The 26,644-nt window shown below is 69.4% G+C and carries 25 protein-coding genes; 13 read left to right on the top strand and 12 right to left on the bottom strand.

The annotated features are described in order from the left end of the window. Positions 1-3: 3 nt before the first annotated feature. On the bottom strand, positions 4-891 hold the full coding sequence (locus ABD259_RS00890) for a maleate cis-trans isomerase family protein (protein WP_344109122.1): 888 nt from the start codon (positions 889-891) through the stop codon (positions 4-6). Positions 892-975: 84 nt separating this feature from the next. Continuing rightward, a complete protein-coding gene (locus ABD259_RS00885) occupies positions 976-1,455 on the bottom strand; it encodes a DUF3830 family protein (protein WP_344109118.1) in 480 nt (159 codons plus the stop codon). Between the two features lie 379 nt (positions 1,456-1,834). Here ABD259_RS00885 and ABD259_RS00880 point away from each other — a divergent pair, with 379 nt between their 5' ends. From ABD259_RS00880 to ABD259_RS00860, 5 genes are all read left to right on the top strand, one after another. Beyond that, positions 1,835-2,860, top strand: a complete 1,026-nt coding sequence (locus tag ABD259_RS00880; protein ID WP_412759488.1) for a D-2-hydroxyacid dehydrogenase — start codon at positions 1,835-1,837, stop codon at positions 2,858-2,860. A gap of 70 nt (positions 2,861-2,930) precedes the next feature. Next, complete coding sequence (locus ABD259_RS00875; RefSeq protein WP_344109116.1) at positions 2,931-4,406, top strand: amidase; 1,476 nt, start codon at positions 2,931-2,933, stop codon at positions 4,404-4,406. A 173-nt stretch (positions 4,407-4,579) separates the two neighbouring features. Beyond that, on the top strand, positions 4,580-5,239 hold the full coding sequence (locus tag ABD259_RS00870; protein ID WP_344159433.1) for a response regulator: 660 nt from the start codon (positions 4,580-4,582) through the stop codon (positions 5,237-5,239). After that, positions 5,236-5,682 carry a pyridoxamine 5'-phosphate oxidase family protein gene (locus ABD259_RS00865; RefSeq protein WP_344159430.1) on the top strand — a complete coding sequence of 149 codons (447 nt, stop codon included), beginning with the start codon at positions 5,236-5,238 and terminating at the stop codon, positions 5,680-5,682. The genes ABD259_RS00870 and ABD259_RS00865 overlap by 4 nt, the downstream gene beginning before the upstream one ends. Positions 5,683-5,692: 10 nt before the next feature. Continuing rightward, on the top strand, positions 5,693-6,058 hold the full coding sequence (locus ABD259_RS00860) for a VOC family protein (protein ID WP_344109109.1): 366 nt from the start codon (positions 5,693-5,695) through the stop codon (positions 6,056-6,058). A 58-nt stretch (positions 6,059-6,116) separates the two neighbouring features. On the opposite strand, the gene ABD259_RS00855 is transcribed toward ABD259_RS00860, so the two are convergent. Continuing rightward, entirely contained in the window at positions 6,117-7,859 is a 1,743-nt protein-coding gene (locus tag ABD259_RS00855) for a sensor histidine kinase (protein ID WP_425573472.1), read from the bottom strand. Positions 7,860-8,341: 482 nt separating this feature from the next. On the opposite strand from ABD259_RS00855, the gene ABD259_RS00850 reads away from it, so the two are divergent. Continuing rightward, positions 8,342-9,280: a hypothetical protein gene (locus tag ABD259_RS00850; protein ID WP_344109107.1), complete on the top strand. Its 939-nt coding sequence runs from the start codon at positions 8,342-8,344 to the stop codon at positions 9,278-9,280. A gap of 358 nt (positions 9,281-9,638) precedes the next feature. Continuing rightward, positions 9,639-10,973 (top strand): hypothetical protein, encoded by a 1,335-nt coding sequence (locus ABD259_RS00845; RefSeq protein WP_344159427.1) that lies wholly within the window; start codon positions 9,639-9,641, stop codon positions 10,971-10,973. Between the two features lie 362 nt (positions 10,974-11,335). On the opposite strand, the gene ABD259_RS00840 is transcribed toward ABD259_RS00845, so the two are convergent. Further along, positions 11,336-12,604, bottom strand: coding sequence for an LCP family protein (locus ABD259_RS00840; RefSeq protein ID WP_344159424.1), 1,269 nt, complete (start codon positions 12,602-12,604; stop codon positions 11,336-11,338). Between the two features lie 565 nt (positions 12,605-13,169). On the opposite strand from ABD259_RS00840, the gene ABD259_RS00835 reads away from it, so the two are divergent. Continuing rightward, entirely contained in the window at positions 13,170-14,345 is a 1,176-nt protein-coding gene (locus ABD259_RS00835; protein ID WP_344159421.1) for a S1 family peptidase, read from the top strand. Between the two features lie 80 nt (positions 14,346-14,425). Here the strand turns inward: ABD259_RS00835 and ABD259_RS00830 are convergent, their stop codons facing one another. Beyond that, positions 14,426-15,100: a hypothetical protein gene (locus ABD259_RS00830; RefSeq protein ID WP_344159418.1), complete on the bottom strand. Its 675-nt coding sequence runs from the start codon at positions 15,098-15,100 to the stop codon at positions 14,426-14,428. 285 nt (positions 15,101-15,385) lie between these two features. Here ABD259_RS00830 and arsB point away from each other — a divergent pair, with 285 nt between their 5' ends. The 3 genes from arsB (at position 15,386) to ABD259_RS00815 (ending at position 17,490) form a co-directional block, all read left to right on the top strand. Further along, positions 15,386-16,507 carry an ACR3 family arsenite efflux transporter gene (arsB, locus tag ABD259_RS00825; protein WP_344159415.1) on the top strand — a complete coding sequence of 374 codons (1,122 nt, stop codon included), beginning with the start codon at positions 15,386-15,388 and terminating at the stop codon, positions 16,505-16,507. Between the two features lie 71 nt (positions 16,508-16,578). Then, on the top strand, positions 16,579-16,992 hold the full coding sequence (locus tag ABD259_RS00820) for an arsenate reductase ArsC (RefSeq protein ID WP_344159413.1): 414 nt from the start codon (positions 16,579-16,581) through the stop codon (positions 16,990-16,992). Between the two features lie 201 nt (positions 16,993-17,193). Continuing rightward, positions 17,194-17,490, top strand: coding sequence for an ArsR/SmtB family transcription factor (locus ABD259_RS00815; RefSeq protein WP_344106828.1), 297 nt, complete (start codon positions 17,194-17,196; stop codon positions 17,488-17,490). Between the two features lie 73 nt (positions 17,491-17,563). Here ABD259_RS00815 and ABD259_RS00810 read toward each other — a convergent pair whose 3' ends face one another. Then, positions 17,564-17,848: a hypothetical protein gene (locus ABD259_RS00810; RefSeq protein WP_344106827.1), complete on the bottom strand. Its 285-nt coding sequence runs from the start codon at positions 17,846-17,848 to the stop codon at positions 17,564-17,566. Positions 17,849-18,317: 469 nt separating this feature from the next. On the opposite strand from ABD259_RS00810, the gene ABD259_RS00805 reads away from it, so the two are divergent. Next, on the top strand, positions 18,318-20,351 hold the full coding sequence (locus ABD259_RS00805) for a transglycosylase domain-containing protein (protein WP_344159411.1): 2,034 nt from the start codon (positions 18,318-18,320) through the stop codon (positions 20,349-20,351). Here ABD259_RS00805 and ABD259_RS00800 read toward each other — a convergent pair. Then, entirely contained in the window at positions 20,326-20,985 is a 660-nt protein-coding gene (locus tag ABD259_RS00800; protein ID WP_344159409.1) for a peptidylprolyl isomerase, read from the bottom strand. The genes ABD259_RS00805 and ABD259_RS00800 overlap by 26 nt on opposite strands. Before the next feature lie 404 nt (positions 20,986-21,389). On the opposite strand from ABD259_RS00800, the gene ABD259_RS00795 reads away from it, so the two are divergent. Then, the gene (locus ABD259_RS00795) at positions 21,390-22,919 is read left to right on the top strand and encodes a helix-turn-helix domain-containing protein (RefSeq protein WP_344106821.1); all 1,530 of its coding nucleotides are present in this window, start codon (positions 21,390-21,392) and stop codon (positions 22,917-22,919) included. A 108-nt stretch (positions 22,920-23,027) separates the two neighbouring features. On the opposite strand, the gene ABD259_RS00790 is transcribed toward ABD259_RS00795, so the two are convergent. The 5 genes from ABD259_RS00790 to ABD259_RS00770 form a co-directional block, all read right to left on the bottom strand. Beyond that, positions 23,028-23,603: an NADPH-dependent FMN reductase gene (locus tag ABD259_RS00790; protein ID WP_344106820.1), complete on the bottom strand. Its 576-nt coding sequence runs from the start codon at positions 23,601-23,603 to the stop codon at positions 23,028-23,030. Positions 23,604-23,789: 186 nt separating this feature from the next. Then, positions 23,790-24,242, bottom strand: a complete 453-nt coding sequence (locus ABD259_RS00785) for a PIN domain-containing protein (RefSeq protein ID WP_344159407.1) — start codon at positions 24,240-24,242, stop codon at positions 23,790-23,792. Continuing rightward, on the bottom strand, positions 24,200-24,421 hold the full coding sequence (locus tag ABD259_RS00780) for a type II toxin-antitoxin system VapB family antitoxin (protein WP_344106818.1): 222 nt from the start codon (positions 24,419-24,421) through the stop codon (positions 24,200-24,202). Before ABD259_RS00780 ends, ABD259_RS00785 begins: the two co-directional genes overlap by 43 nt. A gap of 290 nt (positions 24,422-24,711) precedes the next feature. Continuing rightward, positions 24,712-25,755 carry a YdcF family protein gene (locus ABD259_RS00775; protein ID WP_344159404.1) on the bottom strand — a complete coding sequence of 348 codons (1,044 nt, stop codon included), beginning with the start codon at positions 25,753-25,755 and terminating at the stop codon, positions 24,712-24,714. 14 nt (positions 25,756-25,769) lie between these two features. Next, the gene (locus ABD259_RS00770) at positions 25,770-26,591 is read right to left on the bottom strand and encodes an NAD-dependent epimerase/dehydratase family protein (RefSeq protein ID WP_344106815.1); all 822 of its coding nucleotides are present in this window, start codon (positions 26,589-26,591) and stop codon (positions 25,770-25,772) included. Positions 26,592-26,644: the final 53 nt, after the last annotated feature.

Genomic DNA, 26,644 nt, shown 5'->3' with positions numbered 1-26,644 from the left:
GTGCTAGGCGGCGGTGGTCTGGTCGGTGGCGTCCACCAGGTGCTGCCCGTGTGCCACCGGCCGACGCCCGATGGCCTGCAGCGCGGCCCACATGGTCACCTGGTTGGCGGCCAGGACGGGCTTGCCCAGCATCCGCTCCAGCGGCGCGATGATGTCGTAGGTGAGCACGTTGGTGCAGCTGATGAAGACGGCCTCGGCCTCCGGGCGGTCCGCGTCGCGGACCGCCTGCACCACTTCCGAGTAGGCGACCTTCCAGATGTGGTTGAGCAGCCCCAGCCCCACGCTGGACACGGTCTGGATACGGTGCTCGTGGAGGTAGCCCGTGAGCCTCTCGGTGACGCTGTCGACGTACGGCGTCACCACGGCCACGCGGCGCACGCCCAGGGAGTCGAGCGCCCGGATGAGCGCCCCGGAGGTGGTGACCGCGGAGGGCGCCCCGGCGTCGAGGATGCTTTGCCACAGCTGCCGCTCCCCGCTGGCGCCGTTCACGAAGCTGCCGGACGCGCAGGCGTAGGCCACGACCAGCGGTTCGGGCGCGAGCAGGTCGCGGGTGGCGCGGGCGACGTTGTCGCCGTCGCTCAGCGCCGACGCCTGGTCGACGGTCACCGGCACCGGGACGAACGGCAGCCGCGTGACGTACAGCGAGATGTCGTCGGGCGCCCACCGCCACAATTCCCGATCGAGCGCGAAGTCGTAGGGGGCCACCACCCCCACCCCGGACTGCCACGGGGTATCCGTCACGGCAGAGAGCTCGACGACGTTGTGCTGCGTATCCGCGTCGAGCGACGTACGGCCGAGCAGGGGCGCCGGGGCCCCCGCGTGGTCGAGGAGGACCCGCTCGTCCCGATCGTCACCGTGCGCCGGGCCTCCGGCATGCCGATCGTTGCGCATTGGTCACTCACCCCCTTCTTTTCGTATGGAACAGCGGACGGACCCGATTCGATCTCGGGCCCGCTGGTCACGGTGGTGCGGAAGCTACTCCAGGCGCCGGTAGACGAGGCGTTCGCCCACGCTTCCGGAACGCCACACGTCGTTGCACGCTTCCGCCATGGGGGCGAGACCGTCGACGATGGTGGCGTAGACGTTCCCGGGGACCCAGCCGACGTCGCCGTTGAGCAACAGGTTGTTGCGTCCGTAGAAGATCGCCAGGTCGATCACGCCGGGCAGGGTGTCGATGCCCTTCTCCTCCTTGAAGCCGCGGTCGAGCATGCCGCCGTGGAAGGAGAAGTACACGACGTCCCCGGGGATGGGGGTGACAGTGGGGTTCTCCTGGCCGGGCTCCTCAGCGGCGAATCGGGGCACCATCGCGTACACCTCGTTGCGGGCGTACTTGGCGTGGTAGACGTCGCCGCCCTGGGGCAGCGCCGCCCAGACCGCCTCGCAGGTGCGCGGGGCGTCCTTGTCCAGAAGTTCGGCGACGCAGGAGACGCCGCGCTTCTCCAGACTGATGGTCATGTACCGAGGCATCGTCGGGTTGGCCCTTTCGTCGTCGGGCTAACGGGTCCGCGCCAGGCCACCCGGAAGGACGGGCCACCGGGACGGCCGCAGAGGTGGTTCTCCCCCTGAAGTCGGAGAAAGAGGGTGAAAGTGGAAAAACCTGCGCACAAACACTGTCAACTTCGACCGCGGCAGCCACTGTTGCCGTGGATTGTCGACAATCATACGATCGCGTTGGCGGGCGCATCAATGGTCGCGTCCCCACGCCGTGTTACGTGTCTGTGAAACATGGTGGAGGGGGTCGCACCAGGGGCTATTCGATCAATTGTTGACAATCCTACGGTGGCTCCCTAGCGTGGCAGTGGCTTTCGGGAAAGCCGCCCTGACCACCCACGACGTGCACCAGGGAGTCGCCCTCGTGTCCGCTGCCCCCCGGCCAGCACCGCACCTCGTCATCCTGCACGGGGACACCCTGCCCCCCGGACACGAGCGAATCGACGCCGATCCCCGGCTCGCCTCCGTCCGCTACGCCACGGCCGACCGCCTGGCCGAGGCGCTCCCCGGCGCCCAGGCCCTCTTCGTCTGGGACCTCTTCTCCACCGCCGTCGCCGCCGCGTGGCCCAAGGCCGACGCCCTGCGGTGGGTGCACGCCGCCACGGCCGGCGTCGACAACCTCATGTTCCCCGCCCTGGTCGACAGCGACGTCGTCGTCACCAATTCCCGCGGCGTGTTCGACCGGCCCATGGCCGAGTACGTCCTCGGCCTGGTGCTGAGCTTCGCCAAGGACTTCCCCGGCAGCCACGACCTGCAGCGCGACCGCGTCTGGCGGCACCGCGAGACCGAGCCCATCGCCGGGCGGCGCGCGCTGGTCATCGGCACCGGCCCCATCGGCCGGGCCATCGCCGCCCAGCTCGCCGCCGCCGGGATGACCGTCGAGGCGGCGGGCCGTACCGCCCGCACCGACCCCGACCTCGGCGACGTGGTCGAGGCCTCCCTCGACTCGACCGGCCCCGACCTGGGGGACGCCCTGCCCCGGGCCGACTACGTCGTCGTCGCCGCGCCGCTCACCGACCAGACCCGCGGGCTCATCAGCACCCGCGCCCTGTCCCTCATGAAGCCCACGGCCCGGCTGATCAATGTCGCGCGCGGCTCCATCGTCGACGAGGACGCGCTGGTGCGCGCGCTGCGCGACGGCGCCGTCGCCGGTGCCGCGCTCGACGTCTTCGAGACCGAGCCGCTCCCGGAGTCCTCCCCTCTGTGGGACCTGCCCGGGGTGATCATCTCCCCCCACATGTCTGGCGACATCGTCGGCTGGCGCTCCGAACTCGTGCGCCTGTTCACCGACAACCTCGATCGCTTCCTGAACGGGGAGGACCCCCGAAACATCGTCGACAAGCGCAGGGGGTACGTGTCCGGTCCCTGAGCGCCGACGCCCCCTCACCTCTCACCTCCTCACCTCTACCAATCCGCCGAACGGAAACGAGGACGCTGACATGAGTACCGGGTTCGAGGGGCTGGACCGTTCGGCCGGGGAGGCCGTCCCCGGACAGGGGGCGCCCAACCCGTCCGCGGCGCGCGGGGACGCGGACGAGCTCACCGCGCTCGCGGCCACCGAGCTGCTGGCCGGATACGAGAAGCGGAGCCTGTCGCCGGTCGAGGTCACCGATGCCGTGCTCGACCGCATCGAGCGGGATAACCCCGCGCTCAACGCCTTCTGCCTCGTCAAACCGGACGAAGCGCGGGCGGCGGCACGCGCCTCCGAAGAGCGCTGGCAGCGCGGGGAGCCCCAGGGGCGGCTGGACGGCGTGCCCACCGCCATCAAGGACATCCACCTCACCCGCGGCTGGCCCACACTGCGCGGCTCCATGACGGTCGACCCGAACCAGGACTGGCCGGAGGACTCCCCCGTCGTGGCGCGCCTCCGGGAGAACGGCGCGGTCTTCGTCGGCAAGACAACCACGCCCGAACTGGCCTGGAAGGGCACCACCGACAGTCCGCTCACCGGTGTCACCCGCAACCCGTGGGACCTGTCCACAACGCCCGGCGGGTCCAGCGGCGGATCCGCCGCCGCGGTGGCCTCCGGCATGGGGCCGCTGGCCACCGGGACCGACGGCGGTGGCTCGGTGCGCATCCCAGCGAGCTTCACCGGCATCTTCGCGATCAAGCCGACCTACGGTGTGGTCCCGCACTACCCGGCCAGCGCGTTCGGCACCCTCGCCCACACCGGGCCGATGACCCGGACCGTCGCCGACGCCGCGCTCATGCTCGACGTCACCAGCGCTCCCGACCCACGCGACTGGTCGGCGCTGGCACCCCCGGCCACCTCCTTCTCCGCGGCGCTCGGCCGGTCGGTGCGCGGACTTCGCATCGCCTACAGCCCCTCGCTCGGCCACCTGACGGTCGACCCCGAGGTCGCCCGCGTGGTCGCCGACGCCGTCACCGCCTTCGCCGAGCTGGGAGCGCGGGTGGAGCAGGTCGACCCGCCGCTGGAGGACTGCCGCCAGGACTTCCACGTCCTCTGGTACGCCGGCGCGGCCAAGGCCACCGAGCGGCTGGGCGATCGCGAGCGCGAACTCCTCGACCCCGGTCTGCGCGAGATCATCGACGAGGGATTGACCTACAGCGCGCAGGACTACCTCACGGCCGTGGACACCCGCATGCGGATGGGGCGGAACATGGGCCTCTTCCACGCCAAGTACGACCTGCTGCTCACCCCGACCATGCCGATCCCCGCCTTCGAGGCCGGGTTGGAGGTCCCCTCCGGGTCCACCGATCGCCGCTGGACCAGCTGGGCCGGGTTCAGCTACCCGTTCAACATGACCCAGCAGCCCGCGGCCAGCGTTCCGTGCGGCCTCACCGACGACGGGTTGCCCGTGGGGTTGCAGGTCGTCGGCGCCCGTCACGCCGACGCCCTGGTGCTGGCGGCGTGCCGCGCCTTCGAGGAGGCCCGGCCGTGGGCCCACCGCTAAGCGGCGGACGAACCGGTGGCCGGGTCCCCCGGCTACCGGGCACCGATTCGGGACCTTTGGCCGTTCCCATTCGAGCCCTTCGGAGTGGACGCTGTCCGGCCCCGGCGCTATAACGTCGGTCATGCAAGCGACGTGACGTCGGGCGTGCTGACAGCTGGAGAGGGGCTGGCCGAATGACGGCCGGGGCGCCGGAGGAGATCAAGGTCTTCCTTGTCGACGATCACGAGGTGGTGCGACGCGGTATCGCCGCGCTCCTCGAAGGCGAGCCGGACATGCGGATCGTGGGCGAGGCGGGAACCGCCGAGCAGGCACTGTCCCGGATCCCCGCGGCCGCCCCCGACGTCGCCGTCCTCGACGTGCGGCTGCCAGGCGGATCGGGCGTCAGCGTGTGCCGCGAGATCCGGTCGTGCCGGCCAAAGACCGCCTGCCTGATGCTGACCTCGTTCGCCGACGACGAGGCCCTGTACGACGCGGTCATGGCCGGTGCCGCCGGATACGTGCTCAAGCAGATCCACGGCGCCGACCTGGTCGGGGCCGTGCGCACGGTCGCCGCGGGGGGTTCGCTGCTGGACCCCGGCAGCACCGGCCGGATGCTCGAACGCCTGCGCGGCCGGGGCTCCGAGCCGGACCCGCTGGCCGGCCTCAGTCGGCAGGAACGCCAGATCCTCGACCTCATCGGGGAGGGGATGACCAACCGGGAGATCGGAGCGCGGCTCTACCTGGCCGAGAAGACGGTGAAAAACTACGTGTCCAGCCTGCTGTCCAAACTCGACCTGAAACGTCGGACCCAGGCCGCCATCCTCGTCGCTGATCTCCGGAACAAGAAGCGATGACCACGCCCGATACGTCGCTGGACAACGCGGGGCTGGAGATCCTCGGCCGCGAGGAGTGCCTGCGGCTGCTGGCCGCCGCACCCCTGGGGCGCATCGTGTTCACCCACAACGCCCTGCCAGCTGTCCAGCCGGTGAACTTCGTCGTCTACGGCGTGGACATCGTGATCCGCACCTCGGCCGCCTCGCGGCTGGCCTCGGCGACCCGCGACACGGTTGTCGCCTTCGAGGTGGACGACTTCGACGTCGACGCGCGGACGGGCTGGTCGGTCACGGTCGTGGGCAACGGCCGCGCCGTCACCGCCCCGGAGGAACGCGCCGACCTGGAACGCCTGCCGCTGCACCCCTGGGCGCCCGGGGACCGGACCCACTTCATCCGGGTCGAGACCAAGGTCATCACCGGCCGCCGCATCCCGGGTGGCACACCGGGGACGGCCCCGGGCTAGGATGCCCGGCATGCCTCTGGGACGAACCGAGCAGATCGTCATCAACGCCGCCGATCCGGCACGGGTCGCGCGCTTCTGGGCCGTGGTCCTGGGCGGCACGGTGGTCGACCGGCCGGACGGCTGGTCCTATATCGAGGGGACCACCGGAGCTGAATGGCGCCCGCGCCTGTCCTTCCAGCCGGATTCGGCGGCCACGACCAATCGCGACCGCCTGCACCTCGACATCCGGGTCGACGACATCGCCACCGCGACCGCCGGTGCCACCGCGGCCGGTGCGACGGCGGTGGGAGCGGCCGTCACCGACGCCCAGGGCTCCTTCCAGGTGCTGCGCGACCCGGAGGGCAACGCGTTCTGCTTCGTCATGCCGGTGGCCTAGCGGCGCCGACCCCCTGTTGTTCGATCAGGTCCCGCCCGATCCCGCAGCGGCCCTCCACCTACTCGATCGCCCTGACCAGGCGCCGTTCGGTCCGGGACGCGGTGTCGCCCGTGGACAGCGGCACGCTCCAGCGCACGTCGGTGCCGCCGCCGCGCCGCGGTCCCGCCGTGAAGGTGCCGTCCAGCGCCGCGGCGCGTTCGGCGAGGTTGCGCAGGCCGCTGCGCCGCCCCTGCTCCGGGATGCCGCACCCGTTGTCGGTGACGTGCAGGGTCAGCCACTCACCGGCCTCCACTGTCACGTGCACCTCCGAGGCGTGCGCGTGCCGGGCCACGTTCGACAGTGCCTCGGCCAGCACCGCCAGTAGCTGCTCCCCGACCTCCTCGGGGACGTCGGCGTCGATCGGGCCCTCCAGGTTCACCCCCGGTTGGCAGCCCAGTGCCCGCGCCGCGCCCTCGGCGGAGGCCAGGATCCGGTCGCGCAGCGAGCTCTCGGCCGGTGCGGGCGGGTGCTGGAGGGCGAACACCGTCGAGCGGATCTCCCGGATGGTCTCGTCCAGGTCGTCGATGGTGCGCTGTACCCGCTCGCCCGCCTCCGGGTCGGAGATCAGCCGAATCGTGCTCATCAGGGTCATGGCGGAGGCGAACATCCGCTGGATCACCACGTCGTGGAGGTCCTTGGCGATGCGGTCGCGGTCCTCCAACACCACCAGCCGCTCGGCGTCGCGGCGCGCCTCGGCCAGTTCCAGGGCCACCGCGGCCTGGCCGGAGAACGCGTCGAGCATGCGGCGGGTGGCGTCGTTGAAGGGGGAGCGTGCGCCCATCTTGCCGAGCAGCAGGACGCCGCGGGTGTGCGCGGGGGTCCCGAGGGGAACGAGCAGCCCGGGGCCGAACCCGCGATGGGTCAGCATCGGGCAGTTGGCCTGCCGCAGGTCGGGCACTAAAACGGCGGTCCCGTTGCGGTAGACCAGGCCGCACTTGGTTTCGCTCATGTCCACGGGGGTGCCCCGGATCTCGCCGGCGAGCGGGCCGTCGGCGATCTCCGCGATGAGCCGCTGGTCCTGAGCGTCGGGCAGGAGCACCACCGCGATGTCGGCCTCGGACATCGACCGGGCCTGCTGGGCGAGAAAGGCGAGCACCTCGTCGGTGTCGTCTCCGGACAGCAGTCGCGTGGTGATCTCCGTGGACGCGGTGAGCCACCGCTCGCGCAGCCGGGTCTCCTCGTAGAGCCGCGCGTTCTCGATCGCGACTCCGGCGGCGGTGCCGAGGGCGGTCACGATGGCCTCGTCGTCCTCGTCGAACTCCGCCCCGCCCCGTTTTTCGGTCAGGTAGAGGTTGCCGAAAACCTCGTTCCGGACTTGGATTGGCACGCCGAGGAAGGACCTCATCGGTGGGTGGCCATCCGGGAAGCCGTGGTGGTCGGCATGCTCCCGCAGATCGCGCAGGCGCAGGGCGGACCGGTCCCGGCTGGGGACCGCCAGGATCCCCTTGCCGTGGGGGAAGAGGGTGAGCCGGCGGGCTTCCTCCTCGCTCATGCCGACGGGGATGAACTCGGCGAAGCGGCCGTCCGGACCGACGACGCCGAGCCCCGCGTACTCGGCGTCGACGAGGTGCGCGGCGGCCTCGGTCAGCCGCCGCAGAACGGTGGCCAGGTCGAGGTCGCTGCCGATCGACACCACCGCTTCGAGTAGCGAGTGCACGCGATCGCGCGTCGACAGCGTGGCCTCCAGCCGACGGTGCAGGTCGGACAGGAGCTCATCGAGACGCATGCGGGGGAGCAGGGGGCGCTCGGGAATGTCGGGCACTGGGTGCACACCTCCGCACACCACGTTATCCCGGTCGATTAGGGTGCGCGGGGCGTGCGGAGGGTCGTACCGTGGCGTTCCCGAGATGTGCCCAGCGTGACCAGTGAGACCACGATCGACCACTGCCCGATATCGGGGTAATAACGTTTCGATGGTTTTGTCGAAAATGAAAGAGACCTTCCGTGGGGCCGCTCCGACCTGGCGTTTCACAGTTGTTATGAACTGGCGATGAAAAAATTCGGGGGGAACACGGTTGCCATTGGATTCGATCGTGCTAACGTCGCGTTCTGTCATCGAGAGGGAGTTCCGTGAACTCCTCATCCACGCTCCGTACTTGATCGGTGGGCGTGCACACGCCCAGCCGATCCCTCTAGCCTCAGCCGCTGGCAGCCGTCGAAAGGGACTCCACAGTGTTGCGTACGAGCCGCACGGGACGCGCATCGCGCGTCGTTGCGGCTGTGCGTGCGCAGACGGCGAGTCCCATGCGGCGGCTCCTGATCACAGGGGGATTCCTCGCGGCCGCCTGGATGCTCGGCACGGCTTCCGCCGGAGCCGAGACGAAGATGGAGCGCCCCGCCGAGGCTCCGGCCGCCGAGCGTCCCGCCGAAGTGGGCGCCGCGGGCGCGAAGGCCAACGGTCCGTTGACGGAGCACCGGGAACACCAGGTGGATACCGAGAAGCGGCACACGCCCCGGCCGACCGCGGAGGCGCGCGCTTCCGCCGCCCCGAAGCACCGGTCCGTCACCTCCACCGTGAGGTCCGTTGGCGAGCGGGCCGTCCGACAGGTCCCGACGATCACCCCGTCGAAACCGCAGACTCCCGCGGGCGACGCGAAGGGGCGCGGCCACGGGCGCCCCGCGCCCTCGGTCCGGGACGTCGTCGAGAAGGTCGGGCACGCCGGGCTCGGCGCGGCTGAGAAGGGCCGGGCGGCCCTCCCGGGTCTCCCCGGCAAGGCCGAGGAGCCCGCCATCACGCGCCCCGCCACCCCACGTCCCGCCGACCACGGCCCGGACGCCCACGACGCTCAGAGGCCCGAGCCCGCCGCTCCGGCGTCCGAGGACGAGGAGAAGGCCGAGACGGACGACGCCCCCACGGCGGCGGTCCGGACCGATGCGGCCTTCCCGTACCCGGCCGCCGACGTGTCGGAGGGCGCCTGGGAAACGGCGGCCGACGGCACCACCGACGCCGACACCACCGCGTCCTCCGCGTCGCGCGATGACGGCGACGCCCCGCCCACCGCTCAGCGGATCGTCGGCTCCGCGCCGCAGGCGCAGGGCCCGACCGCGATGCCGATGGTCGCCGGGTACCTGCCCGCGACCTCGCTCGCCGCACCGTCCTCCGGACTCCTGCAGGCCGACCGCCACGCGCTCGCCGCCATCCCGCAGGACCCGGCCGAAGAGCCGACGGTCTCGCCCGACTAACACGTCGGACCCCGGGGACACGCCCGCGCCTCCCGCGCGCGACGGCCGCTATCGCGACTCCCCGCACTCTGGCGACGACGCCGATCCCAGCTTGATCTCTGGGGGCTGACGTGAGCCCCGTGCCTCACCTCACGAGGTTCACGTCAGTCGAAGGTCCGCCAGACCCTCTGACTGAACCCGGCATCCGGTTGCCGCGCAGGCCATGCGCGGTGGCGGAACCCCCGGGAGGAACACCCACCAAACCACCACACAGCCCGCAGGACACCCCGGGCCAGGGCGTCCGCGGGCGGGGCGGAGAAATCCGCTCCTTCCCCAACCGACATCTCGACAAGCACTCGATCCGCAAAGGACCACTTTCATGTTCCAGTTCGCTCGCACGTCCGCGAAGGCTGTTGTGGTGGCAGCCAGCGCCGCCGGCTTCATCGCTTTCGGTACCGGATTCGCCGGTGCGGATGTCCTCGGCGACACGGTCGCGCCCGGCACGGTCCCCAGCCTGAAGTTCGGGCTGGCCGGTCACACGCCCGACCTGTCCCAAGCTGTGTCGGCGCCGAAGACCGACAACTTGACCACGTCGCACGGCGACATGTCGGGCGTTGGCCCGCAGTCCCAGGCCAAGGTCGACGAGGTCCAGGGCACGCTCGACAAGGTCACTAACACTGTCGGCCTGTCCGACGAGGTCGAGCACCAGCGTTCCGGTCCCGACATCCACGGGGCCCTCGACAGCGGTGTGGACAAGAAGCTGCCCAGCAAGCCGGGAGGCACCCACGAGACGCTGCACAACACGGTGAACCAGTTGCACGGCGCGACAAACGCGGTGCACAGCCTGGACGCCCAGGGCCTGACGCAGAAGGCGAAGGGGCTGGCGGACGTGGACGGCCTGGCCGGCGCCAAGAGCCCGCTCGCGGCGGACGGCCTGCCCGTCGCCGGCAAGGTGGGCGGCAACCTGCCCGTTGTCGGCGGCGTGACAAAGCCGTCGCAGGGCACCAACGGCGCGGTACAGCAGAACATCTCGCACCAGCGGGCGGTGGACCACGGCAGCCCGCGCAGCGTGCACCCGCTGGGGGACGACCCGAGCGCCGCGCCCCCGGCGCCGACGGCGTCGGACATGCCGGACCTGCCGCTGCCGCTGTTCGCGGTGCTGACGCCGCTCAAGCAGATCGCTGGTGGCGCGTCCCAGCAGCCGGCCGTCCGGCCGACGTCGCACCAGGTGGACGTCGACTCGGACCTTCCCACCGACCAGGTCACCAAGCAGGTGCCGACCGACCAGGCGCCCGCGGACCAGGTCCCCACTGAGCAGCTGCCCACCGAGGGTCTCCCGACCGACGGGCTGCCGACGGACGGGCTCCCGATGGACCAGCTGCCCACCAGCCAGCTGACGTCGCAGCTGCCCACCGACCAGCTGCCGCTGGGCCTGAAGGAGCTGCTGGCCCCGGAGACGCCCGAGGTGAGCACCCCCGCTCAGGCGGAGACGCTCCCTGCGGACGTCACGGCCGAGAGCGCCAACAACGAGACCGAGACCGCGGAGCCGTCCGAAGCCGCCGATCCGATCAAGGCGAAGAACCTGCCCGCGGACGTCGACGTCAACGAGAAGGCCAAGAGGAACCAGAAGGCCCCGCTGCTGGACCTGACCAACGCGGGTCTGGTGGGGGACCTCGCCGGCAACGCCGGGCTGCAGGACACCCTGGCGATGTAAATAACCCCAAAAGCCGTGCGTCCCACCCATCCGTCCTCGGTGGGACGCACGCCGGCCCTGAGCGGGCACGCGACCGGCCCCGGTGAGCGGGGCGTCCTGGGAACTGTGGGGGTTCCTGGGGCGGAGATCCCGGGATCCGGTCGCTCCGCTCAGGGCCTTTTTCTGTCCGCGGGAGGTCTGAGGTGCCGTGAGCGTACCGGCCTTGGTTCGGGGCGTTCTCCTTCTGATTCCTCGCTTTGGGGGGCGCTGTACGCGCCCCCCAAAGCGAGCGTCCCTCCATGACTGTCACCCGCACGAAAGGGCCGGGTCGGCGATGCCAGTGGCGGGCCGCCATCCCGTCCCGGCCCGCCGGGGGTGCCGTCTTACTTCACGCCGTCCTCGGTGCCCTCACCCAGGCCGTTGACGCAGGGGTTGGACGTGGCGTCGCGGCCGGTGATGCCGTCGCCGCTCGGCGAGGGGGCCGACGCGTTCCCGGGGGTCACCGGTTCGGTGGACGGTTCGGCCGGGTACGACGGAGGCGGCGGGCTCGTCGATGGCGTCGACTTCGGCGCACCGGTCTCCAGAAGGGAGTCGCTCACGGCCTGGTCCCGGCTGACGGCCGCGAAGAGCCGCTGGGCCTTCTCCTCGTCCCAGACCACGCGGTTGGGGTCGGAGGGCGCCGGGTACCAGGGGACGGTGTAGAAGGTGATGTCGTGCAGGTCGGCGTCGGCCAGGGTGGACCCGATGGAGATCATCCGGCTCAGGTCGAAGTCGTCGTCGGTCGCGGTGTGCTTGGTGACCGCCTGAAGCAACTTGTTGATCTTGCTCGGGCTAGTGAGCACCCCACTGCTCGTCACCTCGTCGGCGAGCGCGCCGAGGAACATCTGCTGTCGGTCGATACGGCCGATGTCGCTGCCGTTGCCGATCTCGTAGCGCGCGCGGACGAACGACAGCGCCTCCTCGCCGTCGAGCCGCTGCTGCCCCGCCTTCAGGTCGAGTTTGGAGCGCTTGTCGGACATGGGTTCGGGGATGCACATCGGCACGCCGCCAATGGCGTCGACCATGTCGCGGAATCCGACGAAGCTCAGGTGGACGAAGTGGTCGATCCGGATGCCGGTGAGGGACTCCACCGTCTTGACCACGCACGGCGGTCCGCCGTGGAACAGCGCGGAATTGATCATCCCGTAGTAGCCGGTGGTGCCCTCGGTCTGGCCGTAGGGGGAGCACGACGGCAGCTGGACGAGTGAGTCTCGGGGGATGTTGATGACGGTCACCCGACTGTCGGGGGAGATGTGCGCGAGCATCAGGGAGTCGGACCGCTCGCCGACGAAGTCGCGCCCTCCGTAAGCGGCGTTCCCGCCCTCCCGGCCGTCGGATCCGATGAACAGGATGTTGACCGCGTCGCCGATCTTCGGTGGCCGTTCCTCCTCCGACAGTGCGGCGCCGAGGTCGTGGCGGGTCATGTTGCCCTGGAGGAAGCGGTAGTAGGCGTAGGCGGCGCCGATTCCCCCGACGAGCACGAGGGCGAGGGTCACCGCCGTGACGGTGGCCAGGCGTCGGCGGAGAGGGGAGCGAGGCGCGGCGTCAGCGCGGGCCTGTGCGTCCTCGGCGGACGTGTCGGCTTTGGGCGAGCTTGCGGCGTCTTCGGACATGAGTGGGCCATTTCTCGGCGGCGAACGGTTCGGGCGGTGCGCTGGGTGAAAACAAGGCGGCCGACGCGCATGCCGATGAAGGTGCCCGAAAGGACAGGGGGGACCTCGGCGACGAGAGGGGGAACGGCCGCAGTCGAGGAGATCTTATGAGATATGCGGCCGATATGCGCGTTGGGATACCCTTCTCCTCCGGATTCGGGCGCGTCGGGCGGAGCTTGGATCGGGTTCTGGCTCTCATGGAGCGAGCCGTCCCGCGCGAACCGCGCCGTCGTACCGCCGAGAAGCTGGCGTCGAATTGTCCCGTTCACTTTCATCACAGGGAACACAACCGCACCACGCGTCACCTATTGCGCAACGGCACACCGGCTTTTCGTGTCCGGCGGGGGCTGTTGAAATCTGTCCTATTCACTTAACGTGACGAAGCGTTCACCTTGTTTATCGGGTGAACGCCGGTGGGTCAGGAGCTCCGCGGCCTGGACCCGTTGGGGCTGACGTGGGAGTCCCAGGGGCCTCACCACCGAATGTCCCCCGTTGTTCCAAGTCTCCCGCTCAAGGAGTGAGGCACGTGCGAAAATCCCCCACGGTCCCGGCGCTGGGCAGCACCCTTATCGCCCTCGGGTTGGTCGTCTCGTCGACGCCGATGGCCTCCGCTGATGTGGAACCCGTGTTCAGAGATCCCGGGCGGCTCGCGGCGATGCAGCGCGACCTCGGGCTCACCACGGCCGAAGCCGTCGACCTGGTCGTCCGGGAACGCCAGGCGCGCGCCACCGAGAGAGAACTGCGCTCCACGCTCGGACCGGACTTCGGCGGCGCCGAGTTCGACGCCGACTCGGGGGAGCTGACCGTCGCGGTTACCGACGCGGACGCGGTCGGGGCCGTCCGCGACGCCGGCGCTCAGGCGCGGGTCGTCACCCATGGGGAGGACGCCCTCAGCCGGATCGTGAACGAGCTCAACCGATCGATTGGCGCGGGAACCCCCGGCGTGACCGGCTGGTATCCGGATCCTGAGCAGGACGCCGTGGTGATGACCGTCCTGCCGGGCGGGGCCGACGACGCGCGCAGGGCCGTCGCGGCGGCCGGGGTGGCCCCGGAGACGGTGATCGTTACGGAGGAAACCGAGGTACCGCGGACCTTCGTCGACATCATTGGCGGGGACCCCTACTTCATCGACGACAGGTCCCGCTGTTCCATCGGCTTCGGTGTGACCGACGGCCCGAACGTCACCGACGGTTCCCACGCCACAGGGGGGTTCGTGACGGCCGGGCATTGCGGCTCGGTGAGTTCCCAGGCCTCCTCAGGCGTTCCCGCCGAGGAGGCCGAGGCCACCGGCGCCTTCGTCCGCTCGATGTTCCCCGGTGACGACATGGCGTTCGTGGGTGACACCGTCAACTGGACGCCGACGGCGCGGGTCCGCTTCAGCCCGGAGGAGGTAGCCGGGTCGGAGGAGGCGAGCATCGGCGCCTCGGTCTGCCGTACCGGATCCAGCTCGGGGTGGCGTTGCGGGGAGGTCCTGGCCAAGGGCCAGACGGTCATCTACCCGCAGGGCATCGTTTTCGGCCTCACGCACACCTCGGCCTGCGCCGAGCAGGGCGACTCCGGTGGCCCCTACATGTCCGGGAGCCAGGCCCAAGGCGTGCTTTCGGGTGGGAAGGGCAGCTGCCTCGACAACGGGACCACGTTCTTCCAGCCGGTGAACGAGATCCTGGAGCGCTGGGGCCTCACCCTGGTCACCGACAACTGACGGGACAGGGGGAGCGCCCCGCGGTCAGCTCCGGGAACGAGTGCCGAAATTCGCCAAGAATTCGGTCCGCTTTCCCCAGGTCACGTCGTTTCCTCTGCCCCTGAGCCGTCGTCCCCAGCGCCGCCCTGGCCGCCCTTGTCGCGCGTCGGCTTTGTTGCGCGGCGCGGGCGGCGGGGGACGGCGCTCTTCGAGATCGAGCCCCCTTCCGTCCGCTGTGCCCGGGGGGCCACATCCGTCGGCTCCGCCTCCGCGCTCTCCTCCGCGGTGCGCACAGCCGGGGCGGACACCTCCCCGGCGTGGATGCTCAACGCCTCGTCCTCCACGCTCAGCATCTTCTGGACCTGGGGTGGCACGGCGGGCAGCCGCTCGCCCCGGTACAGGGCGCCCAGGACCTCCAGCGCGTGATCGCACAGTACCCACCGCGCGCGTTCCGACCGAACGCCGCTGAGTTCGCGCAGCTCTGGCAGGCGGAGCTCCCGCAGCAGCCGGGTCAGGTCGCGGAGGCGTTCGCGGGCGCGGCGTTCGGTGATCGTCATGGCGAGCAGTTCAGCTTCGGCCAGCGCGGCGGTCGACTCCTCCGTGGAGTCGGCGGCGTCCCGTTCGGCGATGAACAGGGACGTGAGCCGACGGGTGGCCGACCGGGTCGACTCGCGCACGTCGCCTCTGCGCGTGTATCTGGCCTGGAGCCAGGTGACGGTCACGCTGCTCACCAGGCTGATCCCAGCGCCCGTCAAAACGAGCAGGAAATCGTTCATACGGCGGCCTCCGGGGGAGGGATGGGCGGGGCGGACGGGGTGTCGCGTGTGATCCGCGAGCATTCGCGAGGTCGCGGCGCATTGTCAAGTTCCTTCCGCGCGAGCGCGCGGCCGTCGGGGTGCCGGCGCCGCGGCCTCGCGGGGCGCCATGACCTGGGGTCGACGGCGTTGTGCCAGGTCAGGGAGATATGTGAGGTGAGTCTCCAGCGAGGGCGGCCGGTTGACATATTGGACCGTGCTGATATCAACTTGCCTTGATATATCTGAGCTGAGAGGGTCATCGAGGTGACGAAGAGTACGGAGGCGACGGCGACACAGCCGGGCGGCGCTGCCCGACTGTCGACGCTGGATCGCTACCTGCCGTTGTGGATCGGACTGGCGATGGTCGCCGGGCTGGCGCTGGGGAGCACAGTGCCCGGACTTCAGCGGGCGTTGGACGCGGTACAGATCGACGGCGTGTCCCTCCCGATCGCGCTGGGTCTGCTCCTGATGATGTACCCGGTCCTGGCCAAGGTGCGCTACGACCGGCTCGACACGGTCACCCGCGACACCCGTCTGCTCCTCCCTTCCCTCCTGCTGAACTGGATCGTCGGACCGGCGCTGATGTTCGCGCTGGCCTGGATCTTTCTCGCCGATCTGCCGGAGTACCGCACCGGCCTGATCATCGTGGGCCTGGCCCGCTGCATCGCGATGGTCATCGTGTGGAACGACCTCGCCCGCGGCGACCGCGAGGCCGCCGCCGTCCTCGTCGCGCTCAACGCGGTCTTCCAGGTGGTACTGTTCGGCGCCCTCGGCTGGTTCTACCTCCAGTTCCTGCCGGGTCTCCTCGGCCTCTCCCAAAACGGGATCGACGTCTCGGCGTTCGAGATCGCAAAGAGCGTCCTGATCTTCCTGGGCATCCCGCTGGTCGCCGGGTACCTGACCCGCCGATTCGGCGAGAGCGCCAAGGGGCGGGCGTGGTACGAGGGTTCCTTCCTCCCCCGCGTTGGTCCGCTCGCGCTCTACGGGCTGCTGTTCACCATCGTCATCCTGTTCGCCCTGCAGGGCGACGCGATCACCTCCCAACCGTTCGACGTCGCCCGCATCGCGGTCCCGCTGCTGGCCTACTTCGGGCTGATGTGGGGGCTGTCGATGCTCCTGGGGTGGGCGATCTCGCTCTCCTACGAGCGCTCCACGACGCTGGCGTTCACCGCCGCGGGCAACAATTTCGAACTGGCGATCGCCGTAGCCATCGGTGTCTTCGGGGTGACCTCGGGGCAGGCGCTGGCCGGGGTCGTGGGGCCGTTGATCGAGGTCCCCGTCCTTGTTGGGCTCGTTTACGTCTCCCTGTGGGTGCGCGGGTTCTTCCCACGCCGGACACCGACCGAGGCCGCCGCGGCGGCCTCAGCGGCCACCGATCGGACCTGACCGATGGCACCCCAACCCCGCGTCCTTGCCTTTTGCCGTCCAACACCGACGCTCCGCACGAAAGGTCGAACATGTCAGCGAAACCCAGGGTCCTCTTCGTCTGCGTCCACAACGCGGGCCGCTCCCAAATGGCGGCCGGGTTCCTGGCGCACCTCTCCCGCGGCGCGGTCGAGGTCCGGTCGGCCGGGTCGGCCCCCGGCGACCGGATCAACCCGGTCGCCGTCGAGGCGATGCGCGAGGTCGGAATCGATATCTCCGCCAATACGCCCCAGGTCCTGACCCCCGAGGCGGTGGAGGCCAGCGACGTGGTCATCACGATGGGGTGCGGCGACGCCTGCCCGGTCGTTCCGGGCAAGCGGTACCTCGACTGGGAGCTGGACGATCCGGCCGGGCAGCCCCTTGATAAGGTCCGGCCGGTGCGTGATGAGATTCGCTTGCGGGTGGAGCGGCTTTTGGGCGAGCTGGGTGTGCCCACGCGCACCTGATGTACGGGGGCATGAACCGGACCGGTGGCGGTCGCTGATGAGGGGAGAGCGGCCGCCCCACCGGTCCCGGGCCCCGGCCCCGGGCCGACAGACCGGGGCCGGGGCGGCCCGGCCGGGCGCTGGTGGGTCGGCACGGGGAATTTGACGGGCGTATAAAAGGCGTGGTGCTATCAAGGCATGTTGATCTCCCCGGGAGGCACCATGGACGGGTCAGCCGTGAAGCTGCTCGGCGATCCACTGCGGGCGCGCATCGTCCGGCTCCTCGCCCGAGAGCAGATGTGCACCTGCCACCTCATCGAGGAGACGGGCGCGCGGCAGCCCACCATCAGCCACCACCTCAAGATCCTGCGCGAGGCGGGGTTCGTCACGGCGGAGCCTTCGGGCCGCTTCACCTACTACCGGCTGAGCCCCCAGGCCGTCCGCGAACTGGCGTCCTCCCTGATGGACTTGGCCAACCAGGCGGACCGGGCGCAGTGCCTGCGCCGTCCCTGCGACTGACGAACGTCGGGCCCGCGCGCGGCGGACGCGGCGTCCGCGCCCGCGGACGCCGCGCTTCGAGACGTCGGCCGGGTCACTCGACCCAGATCGTCATGTTCCAGCCGTGACAGCGGGACCGGACCGAGCAGGACAGACGCTCACCGGCGACCCACGCCGCACTGCTGAGCAGGCCGCGGCCGTGTTCGTCGCCGCACACCACGGTCATGACGCGGTTCTGGCCGAGCCATTCGGTCACCTCGGCGGTCAGCGTCGAATACGAGTACCCCCCGGCATCGTCAAGGCCGAGAACAGGGTGCTGCCCACGCGCGGGTGCGGGCCGGAGGGGGAGAAGGGCACGGTTACGCAGCAGGGGATCCACGGAAAACATCATTCATCTGAGCGAGGTGGATGATCAAGAAGAACGACAATTTCACAGAATGTGCCGGTTTCGTGGCACCTAGTGATGTGAACTGATCGTATACCGCGTGACGTGCTTCCGGCTAGCCGAAAGTCGTTGAACGTGGTCCAAAATCGGTCGGGAACCGGGAACAGCATCCCGTGCCGACACCTGTCGCTCCTCCCGCTTCCGCGCCCGCCCGCGTCGTCCACAGCGGTGGAGCGCGACGGAGGCCCGCCGGAACCGGATCGATCGAATCCGCCGCGCCGCGTGCGCCCGGCTGTTACACAACAGCGGGGAAACGAACACGAGATCAGCACACTGTGCACACGGATTCGTCGCACTCCTTCGCCAGCCTTTGGACGACGCCGGGTGGGGACCGCTTGCCCGGGCGCCCCGGACGGTTGGGCGGTGCCTTCGTACGGGGCGTAGCGCGATCGGGGCACGAGGCATGGGCAGACGACGACAGGCGGACTCCACGCGACAGCCGCGGACAGCGCGGCACCGGCAGGCCGTTTCCAGCGGCGCGCCGACGAACGGCGGTCGGCGGCGGCTGCACCGGACGCGGCGGCTGATCGCGAGGACGTGGAAACCGCTCGCGGTCATCGGCGTCCTGGGCTTCGGCGCGCTGGTGACGGCGCTCGTGATCGCCTACATAAAGACGCCCGACCCCCGCGACCTCCAGCCGCAGGAGAACGCGCTGCTGGTCGGCACCAGCATCTCCTACGACGATGGCAGCGAGGCCCTCACCCTCGGCCAGCTCAAGCGGATCCCCGTCAGCGAGGACCAGATCCCCGACACCGTGATCAACGGGGTTCTCGGATCCGAGCAGCGGGACTTCTACAGCGAGCCGGGGGTTTCCTTGGTGGGGCTGGCGCGCGCGGCGCTCTCGGGCGGCAGCGCGGGCGGGGGCTCCACCATCACCCAGCAGATGGCGCGCAACTACTACGACGGCCTGTCCCAGGAGCGCTCCTATATGCGCAAGATCAAGGAGATCCTGATCTCGATCAAGGTCGGACGGGTCCTGCCGCCCGGGGAGATCCTCACGCAGTATTTGAACACCATCTACTTCGGGCGCGAGGCTTACGGCGTTCAGGCCGCGGCCCAGGCCTACTTCGGCAAGGACGTGGAAGATCTAGACGCCGCCGAGGGGGCGTTCATCGGCGCGATCATCCAGCAGCCCGCTAACTTCGAGAACGTCACCCCCGGATCGAAAATGGAGAAGATCCTCAAGGACCGGTGGGCCTACGCCGTGGACGGCATGGTGGCTATGCACGAGGAAGACCCCCAACGCGGCATCTCCCGGGAGGAGGCCGACGCGCTTGAGTTTCCCGAGACGGTGGACTACACGCCGGGGACGAGCCTGTCCGGCTTCAAGGGCTACATCAAACTCGCGGTCGGGCGGGAGCTGCGCGAGCGCTACGGGCTGTCCGACGCGCAGATCGCGGCGGGCGGGTACGAGGTCGAGACGTCGCTCAACGAGCGGCTGATGAAGACCGCGGAGAAGGCGTTCGACACGGCCCTCCCGGACCTGCCGGAGGACACCATCAAGGGGTTGGCCGCGATCGACCCGGCGACTGGCGAGATCCGCGCGTTCCACGGCGGGAACGACTTCGTCAACGAGCTGGACCAGTCACTGGTGCGGCGCACCCAGGCGGGGGCGACGTTCCGCCCCTACGTGCTGGCGGCGGCGCTGGACCAGGGGATCGGGCGGCCGGAGCCGCGGAGTGCCGACGCCCCCGGCCTCTTCGGCGGGGCCGGCCGGGATGACAGGAGCGACAGGGGGGCCGGTGGGACGCCCGACCTGCTGGAGGCGACCGCGGAATCCGCCGACGCGCCCTTCGTCGAGACCGTGATGAAGATCGGCCCGGAAAGCGTGACCGAGACCGCCCGCAAGGCCGGGATCGACGCCAAGCAGTTCGAGACGGCGGCCATGGAGCCCAGCATCGCGTCGGGAACCTTTCAGCTCACCGCCCTCGACCAGGCGAGCGGCTTCGCGACCTTCGCCAACGGCGGTGTGCACAAACCGCGCCACATGATCACCAAGGTCACCGATGACAACGGGCGTGTGCTGCAGCCCGAGGACGCCGCGCGGTTGAAGGAGGGAACGCGCGCGTTCAGCGCCGAGACGGCGCGTGACGCGACCTTCGCGATGAACGAGGCGGCGCGCCGCGCGCCGGGGGTCGACGCGACCCTGCCCACGGGGCATCCGGTCGCCGGGATGACGGGTACCTACGGCAACGCGCGGTCGGCCTGGTTCGCCGGTTACACGCCGCGGCTGGCCACCGCCGTCAGCCTGAGCCGTCCCGACGGCGAACCGCTAAAAATCCCCGGGGTCGAGAAGGTCGACGGCGGCACCACGTCCGCCAAGGTGTGGAGCGCATTCATGACCGAAGCGATGCAGGGCCAGGAGGTGAGGGGGTTTGGCGATGAGGCGGTGGCCCGCGGCTCGAATGAGGTCAGTCATCGGACCGGTGGATCGTGACCGACTCCAGCACGACGTCGTCAACCGGCTTGTCGGCGTCGTCGGTGTCGACCGTGGAGATGGCCTCGACCACGTGCTGGCCCTCGTCGTCGGCGACCTCGCCGAAAATGGTGTGCTTGCCGTCCAAGTGCGAGGTGGGCACGGTGGTGATGAAGAACTGCGAGCCGTTGGTGTTCGGCCCGGAGTTGGCCATCGCCAGCTTGCCCGGAGCGTCGAAGGTGAGATCGGGGTCGATCTCGTCGGGGAAGGTGTACCCGGGGCCGCCCGTGCCGGTGCCCAGGGGGTCGCCGCCCTGGATCATGAAGCCCTCGATGACCCGGTGGAAGATGGTGCCGTCGTAGAAGCGGTCCTTGCCGGTGGTCGGATTGGTGGCCTTGGACCCCTCCGCGAGCTCGACGAAGTTGCGCACAGTGGTCGGCGCCTGCTTCGGGAAGAGGGTGACCTCGACGTCGCCCTCGCTGGTGCTCAGCGTGGCACCCTCGACCGTCGCGACGGCCTTGTAGTCGGCGGAGCTGTCGGGGGTCGCGGCTTTCGCCCCCGAGCCCTCGCTCGCCGCCTCGGATCCGCAGGCGGCGGAGGCGAGAAGGGCGGCACCGGTCAGCCCGGCCGCTGCGGTCTGGACGAGACGGTTCATCGAGGTGTCCGTTTCTGGTGGTCGGAGCATGCCCAGGCGGCATCGAGAGTAGCGCGCGCGGGCGCACGTGACCCGGTGGCGGGGTTCGCGCGGCGGGGACGGGGTGGACATCGTGGTCGATGTGGGGCTGACCACACGATTTCCGGCCTCCCGGGCGGAACTTTCGATCATCCGGCGTCATCCCACGAGTTAGGGGGTGGCGTCTCGGCGTGTCGCCGCAGGTGCCCTCACTGGGTGCGGTCGGATGGAGTGAGCGGACTCACGTGGGGCAGCCTTACACGGTGCTCACGCTTGGGACGCCAGGATCGATGCGGTGCCCAACCGCGCGTCGGATCCGTCCGGATTTGCCTCCTGGAGCGGGTACTTGTCACTTGAGTCTCATATATGAGATACGGTCACTTCTTATGGCAGATGACTACCTTGCACGGATCGGCAAGCTGATCCGGGACGCCCGCCGTCACCGCGGCTGGACCCAGGCACAGCTTGCGGAGTCGCTGGGAACCAGCCAGAGCGCAGTCAACCGCATGGAAAAGGGGCATCAGAACGTCAGCCTTGAGATGATCGCTCGCATCGGCGAGGCGCTGGATAGCGAGATCATCTCCCTCGGCTACTCCGGTCCGATGCACCTGCGTGTCGTCGGCGGACGTCCCCTGTCCGGCAGTATCGATGTCAAGACCAGCAAGAACGCCTGTGTGGCGCTGCTGTGCGCCTCCCTCCTCAACAAGGGTCGCACCATTCTTCGCCGTGTCGCGCGCATCGAGGAGGTCTACCGCATCCTCGAAGTGCTGGAGAGCATCGGCGTGCGCAGCCGCTGGATCAACGAGGGCAACGATCTGGAGATCGTACCTCCGATGGCCCTCGACCTCGACTCGATGGACGAGGAAGCGGCGCGCCGGACCCGCAGCGTCATCATGCTCCTGGGTCCGCTCATGCACCGTGTCGACAGTTTCAAACTCCCCTACGCCGGCGGCTGCGACCTGGGCACCCGGACCGTCCAGCCGCACATGACGGCGCTGCGACCGTTCGGCCTGGAGGTCCTCGCCACCAACGGGGCCTATCACGCGACCGTGGACCGCGACGTCTCTCCGCAGCGTCCCGTCGTGCTGACGGAGCGCGGGGACACGGTCACCGAGAACGCGCTGCTCGCCGCGGCCCGGCTCGACGGTGAGACCATCATCCGCAACGCCAGCTCCAATTACATGGTCCAGGACCTGTGCTTCTTCCTGGAACGGCTGGGTGTAGAGGTCGAGGGCATCGGCACGACCACGCTGCGCGTGAAGGGCCGCGCCGAGATCGACGTCGACGTCGACTACGCCCCCTCCGAGGACCCGGTCGAAGCGATGAGCCTGGTGACCGCGGCCGTCGTCACCTCCTCCGAGCTGACCATCCGCCGGGCGCCGATCGAGTTTTTGGAGATCGAGCTGGCGGTCCTGGCCGAGATGGGCCTGGAGTACGACAGCGGGCCCGAGTACGCCGCCGACAATGGGCGCACCCGCCTCGTCGACCTGACGGTGAAGCCGTCCAAGCTGCGCTCGCCGATCGACAAGATCCACCCGCTGCCCTTCCCGGGGCTCAACATCGACAACGTGCCGTTCTTCGCGGCGATCGCGGCGATGGCCGAGGGTTCGACCCTGATCCACGACTGGGTGTACGAGAACCGCGCCATCTACCTCACCGAGCTGAACCGGCTCGGCGCGGGCGTGAAGCTGCTCGATCCGCACCGCCTCCTGGTCGAGGGCCCCACGCGCTGGCGCGCCTCGGAGATGATGTGCCCTCCCGCGCTGCGGCCCGCGGTCGTCATCCTGCTCGCGATGATGGCGGCGGAGGGCACGTCGGTGCTGCGCAACGTCTACGTCATCAACCGCGGCTACGAGGCGCTGGCCGAGCGGCTGAACTCGGTGGGCGCGCAGATCGAGATCTTCCGCGACATCTGACAGACGGCGTCGCACCGGTATGGCGCGTCCGGGGGTATCGCCCGGGACGCGCCATCGTCTTTTCTCCTCCCCGCGCGGTCGAACCGACCGCGTTTCCCGGGGCCGCCGTCAGGCGGCGTAGGGCCGCCTGACGCGCGCCTCCCGCAGCGCGTCGGCCCACCAGGTGAGCTGGCCCAGCATGGTCCTGGCGGCCGTGTTGACACCCTCGGCGTCCACGGGTCGGCCCCGCGCGTCGAACCTGTCCCAGGCGTTGTGGAAGCTGACCGTGTCGCGGATGGTGGTCGCGTGCAGCTCGGCGAAGACCTGGCGCAGCTGCTCGACGGCGCGCAGGCCGCCGGACATGCCGCCGTAGGACACGAACGCGACCGGCTTGGCCCGCCACTCGGCGTGGTACCAGTCGATGGCCGTCTTCAGCGGGGCCGGAAAGCTATGGTTGTACTCGGGTGTCACCACGATGAACGCGTCGGCCGCGTCCAACCGCGGCGCCAGCGCGGTGACCGCGTCGGGTGTCGGATCGAAGGCGAGGACGTCGGGCAGCCGGGCTTCGGCCAGGTCGATGACGTCGATCTCCAGGTCGCCGTGATCCCTCGCCTGCTGGGCGATCCACTCGGTGATGGTCGGGATGAACCGGCCTTCGCGGGTGCTGGCCATGATGACGGCGATGCGGAGGGGGTTGTGCGACATGAGGAATCCCTTTCGACAAGACTCGTGAGCGACCTGCGTCGGTGAACGCGGCCCCGGCGGGGCTTTGCGCGTCATGTCGACATCCTCAAACATGAACCAATGTTAAGGTCAACAGCTAAGAATCAGGTCGTCACGAGCGCCAGGACAGGGCCGACAGGAAGCCCTGGTCAATGGGATGTGGTCACGCTAGGGGAGGGACCGGACGCTGCGCTGACGTAGGTCTGTCACGTATTGAGAGGCGGCCCGGTAGTCGTTGTCGTCGTGCAGCACGACCAAGCCGTGGTGGGATGCGGTGGCGGCGATGAGGAGGTCAACGGTGGACATGGAGCGGTGAGCGCCACCACGAAGCAGTCTGTACTGCGCGGACTCGATCCATTGCCACGCGTTCTTGGGGACACCCACGTCTGGATAGAGATCCGTGAACATGTCGTTCATCTGCTCGTACTCGTCCAGGTTCCGTGCCGACCGGCGAAACTCCGCTCGTTGTGGATGACACGAGCCGATCGCCCCCTCGCTGATGACATCCCTCCAGGCGTCTCGATACTTGATATCGCGCAAGACTCGCCAGAGTGCAGAGGAGTCAATGAGGTACCGGATCACGCCCCTGACCCCTTGGCCTCGTCTCGGTGTCGACGCCATTCCTCGTAGTCCCAGCCCGAGGCCAGGTCGGCGTAGCGCTCTAGGGCCGCGATGCGTCGGTGCCGGGCGGTGTACTCGCGGAGAGCCGTGTTCACGGTCTCCTTCTTGGTTCTGGCCCCCGATAGATGCATGGCTTCCGCCAGTGCGTCGGAGTCGATGTCGATCTGTGTCAGGGTCACTGCGCATCCCCTCTGGTGTTTATGGATATCAACACCATACATCATCAACATTCTATCCATCCTGCGGTTCCTCAAATCCGGATGGCTGGTGGAACAGGAACACAAACAGGTGGGCTCGCTTGGAGGCGCTCGTCCTCAGCTTTGAACAACGGACGCATCGGCATGAGGTCGATACGAGTTGTTGAGCATCTGGTCACCAGATGTCGATGCGGATCCCGTCTTCTTCGGGGACAACGGTCAGTCCGCGAAGGTCGGTCAGTGCGGACAGCACATCCGGTTCGGTGATTCCGTCACCGGCTCGCCTTCGGCCGCCATCGCTCACCGGCGTCGATGGCGGAGCACTCCAAGGGCGTGATGAGGCGATCGGGTCCGAAGAGCACGGTGGCCGCGACGGTCTTTCCCAGTGCGTGCGCCTCGTGTGCGCGCAGCCGCGCCTCCTCCGCCGTGTCCAGGGCGGGATGCGCGACCGGGTGGACGCGCGCCTCCGGCAGGATCAGGTCGAGGATGTAGCGAACGCGCTGCGCGTGGTAGTCGGAGGTGACGAGGGTGATGTCGCGGATGGCGCGTGTGTCGGTCAGCTCGCGCAGGAACAGTGCGTCATCGTAGGTGTGCCGGGTCTCCATCGCGACCAGGGGCCGGTCGGGTCGTAGCCCCTGCGCCGTCAACCACCGCAGGCAGTGCCGCCAGTGCGGGAGTCCCGTCGTGTTGAACTGCGCGCCGAAGCCGCCGGTGAGAACCAGCGTCGCGCCGAGATCGACGCTGAGGAGGGCCGCGGCGCGGGTACGGCCGATCGCCATGGGGCTCAGTACACCGTCAGCGCCGTTGGGGGCGGCGAGGACGGCGACCAGATCGGTGCCCTGGGAGGTGTCCGGGCTTGCCGGCGGCGCACTGTCGCGCCCTGTCCCGCCCAGCGCGGCCAGATACCGCTGGAACCGGCGGCCGAGCGTCGCTCGCCGCAGCTCGGCCAGCTCAGGCCAGATCGTGGCGCTGTCGACGCCGACGCGGCCGGACATAACCGTCGCCGTACCGGTGGCGGTCCCGTCGCGCACATCCCGCAGTGCGTCCGTCGGGAGCGTGAGGCGTATCCGGTCGGCGGACCACGACGAGGGGGAGTCGTCGTTGGCGACCTCGTAGCCAACGAGATCACCGTCATCGAACAGGAGCGTGACGGTGGACGCTGGTCCGCCGTGGCCGGGCGCGACCCTGACCTCCAGCGCGCGCGGCTCCGTCCCCCGCGCTCGCGCCGACCCGTCGGGCTTCGGGATCTCTACGCAGGCGCGCTCCAGCGCGTTCGCGTAGAAGGCCACCACGTGGCCCGCGTCCGTCGCGTCCATCGACCCCGCCCTACTCAGGCATCCGCGAATCGCTTGTAGGAGAGCACCGTGTGTTCCAGATCCCCGGCTCGGAACTCCGGCCTCCAGCCGAGCCGGTCCCAGCCCTCCCCCTTGGCGACGATGTCCGTCTTCGTCTCCCCTTTGCGCATGGGCAGGTACTCGATGCTGGCCGTGGACCCGGTGATTTCCAGGATCATCTCGGCCACCTCCCGCACGGTCATGGCGTGGCCCGTTCCGCCGTCGAACACCTCGCAGTCGCCGAAGCCCAAGGCGTCGGCCAGCATGCGGCCGAGGTCGGCGGAGTAGACCAGGTCGACCGTCTGCGTCCCGTCACCCCACACCGGAATCGGCCGCCCGCTCCACGCGCGGACCGCGAAGGTAGGAACGATCTTCTGCACACCGTAGTGTTTCTGCCCCGGCCCGAAGGCGTTGAACGCCCGGACGTGGCTGACGGGTACGTCGAAGTTCTGCCACCACGCATAGGAGAGCTGCTGAGCGCAGTTCTTGGTCGCCTGATAAACGTTTTTCCAGACCTGCGGCATCGTGATCCCGACAAAGCGAGCGCCGTTCCCCCGGCACGCCTCCAGCACGCGGTGGGTGCCCTTCACGTTGATATCGATGGCATCGTCCACCTGGTCGAAGAGCTCTTCGGTCCCGAGAACCCCCGCCAGGTGCACGACACCGTCCACGCCCTTCAAAGCTGTGCCGAGCACGTCGTGAAGGATGTCCACCCCTGATGACCGGTCCACAGCGAACGCCTCGTGTCCGCGCTCTCGCAGATGGTCGATCGCGTACCTGCCGATGAATCCGTCGCCGCCAGTCACTGCAACGCGCATGGCAAAAAGCCTCCGCTGGAGAATTGCGCCGCACATGGAAAATGTGTTGGATG

Origin of the sequence: Nocardiopsis rhodophaea, from assembly GCF_039530945.1 — a bacterium.
GTDB classification, from domain to species: domain Bacteria; phylum Actinomycetota; class Actinomycetes; order Streptosporangiales; family Streptosporangiaceae; genus Nocardiopsis_C; species Nocardiopsis_C rhodophaea.
Note: the sequence above shows the minus strand (reverse complement) of the source record. Positions and strands in the feature narration are given on the sequence as shown.

Coding starts and splice junctions, on each gene's coding strand:
- ABD259_RS00795 (WP_344106821.1), top strand. CDS start 21,390: ATGGCAGATGACTACCTTGCACGGATCGGCAAGCTGATCCGGGACGCC.
- ABD259_RS00875 (WP_344109116.1), top strand. CDS start 2,931: ATGAGTACCGGGTTCGAGGGGCTGGACCGTTCGGCCGGGGAGGCCGTC.
- ABD259_RS00885 (WP_344109118.1), bottom strand. CDS start 1,455: ATGACCATCAGTCTGGAGAAGCGCGGCGTCTCCTGCGTCGCCGAACTT.
- ABD259_RS00805 (WP_344159411.1), top strand. CDS start 18,318: ATGGGCAGACGACGACAGGCGGACTCCACGCGACAGCCGCGGACAGCG.
- ABD259_RS00850 (WP_344109107.1), top strand. CDS start 8,342: ATGCGGCGGCTCCTGATCACAGGGGGATTCCTCGCGGCCGCCTGGATG.
- ABD259_RS00845 (WP_344159427.1), top strand. CDS start 9,639: ATGTTCCAGTTCGCTCGCACGTCCGCGAAGGCTGTTGTGGTGGCAGCC.
- ABD259_RS00870 (WP_344159433.1), top strand. CDS start 4,580: ATGACGGCCGGGGCGCCGGAGGAGATCAAGGTCTTCCTTGTCGACGAT.
- ABD259_RS00890 (WP_344109122.1), bottom strand. CDS start 891: ATGCGCAACGATCGGCATGCCGGAGGCCCGGCGCACGGTGACGATCGG.
- ABD259_RS00830 (WP_344159418.1), bottom strand. CDS start 15,100: ATGAACGATTTCCTGCTCGTTTTGACGGGCGCTGGGATCAGCCTGGTG.
- ABD259_RS00815 (WP_344106828.1), top strand. CDS start 17,194: ATGGACGGGTCAGCCGTGAAGCTGCTCGGCGATCCACTGCGGGCGCGC.
- ABD259_RS00865 (WP_344159430.1), top strand. CDS start 5,236: ATGACCACGCCCGATACGTCGCTGGACAACGCGGGGCTGGAGATCCTC.
- ABD259_RS00770 (WP_344106815.1), bottom strand. CDS start 26,591: ATGCGCGTTGCAGTGACTGGCGGCGACGGATTCATCGGCAGGTACGCG.
- ABD259_RS00860 (WP_344109109.1), top strand. CDS start 5,693: ATGCCTCTGGGACGAACCGAGCAGATCGTCATCAACGCCGCCGATCCG.
- ABD259_RS00800 (WP_344159409.1), bottom strand. CDS start 20,985: ATGAACCGTCTCGTCCAGACCGCAGCGGCCGGGCTGACCGGTGCCGCC.
- ABD259_RS00790 (WP_344106820.1), bottom strand. CDS start 23,603: ATGTCGCACAACCCCCTCCGCATCGCCGTCATCATGGCCAGCACCCGC.
- ABD259_RS00775 (WP_344159404.1), bottom strand. CDS start 25,755: ATGGACGCGACGGACGCGGGCCACGTGGTGGCCTTCTACGCGAACGCG.
- ABD259_RS00840 (WP_344159424.1), bottom strand. CDS start 12,604: ATGTCCGAAGACGCCGCAAGCTCGCCCAAAGCCGACACGTCCGCCGAG.
- ABD259_RS00820 (WP_344159413.1), top strand. CDS start 16,579: ATGTCAGCGAAACCCAGGGTCCTCTTCGTCTGCGTCCACAACGCGGGC.
- ABD259_RS00785 (WP_344159407.1), bottom strand. CDS start 24,242: ATGGCGTCGACACCGAGACGAGGCCAAGGGGTCAGGGGCGTGATCCGG.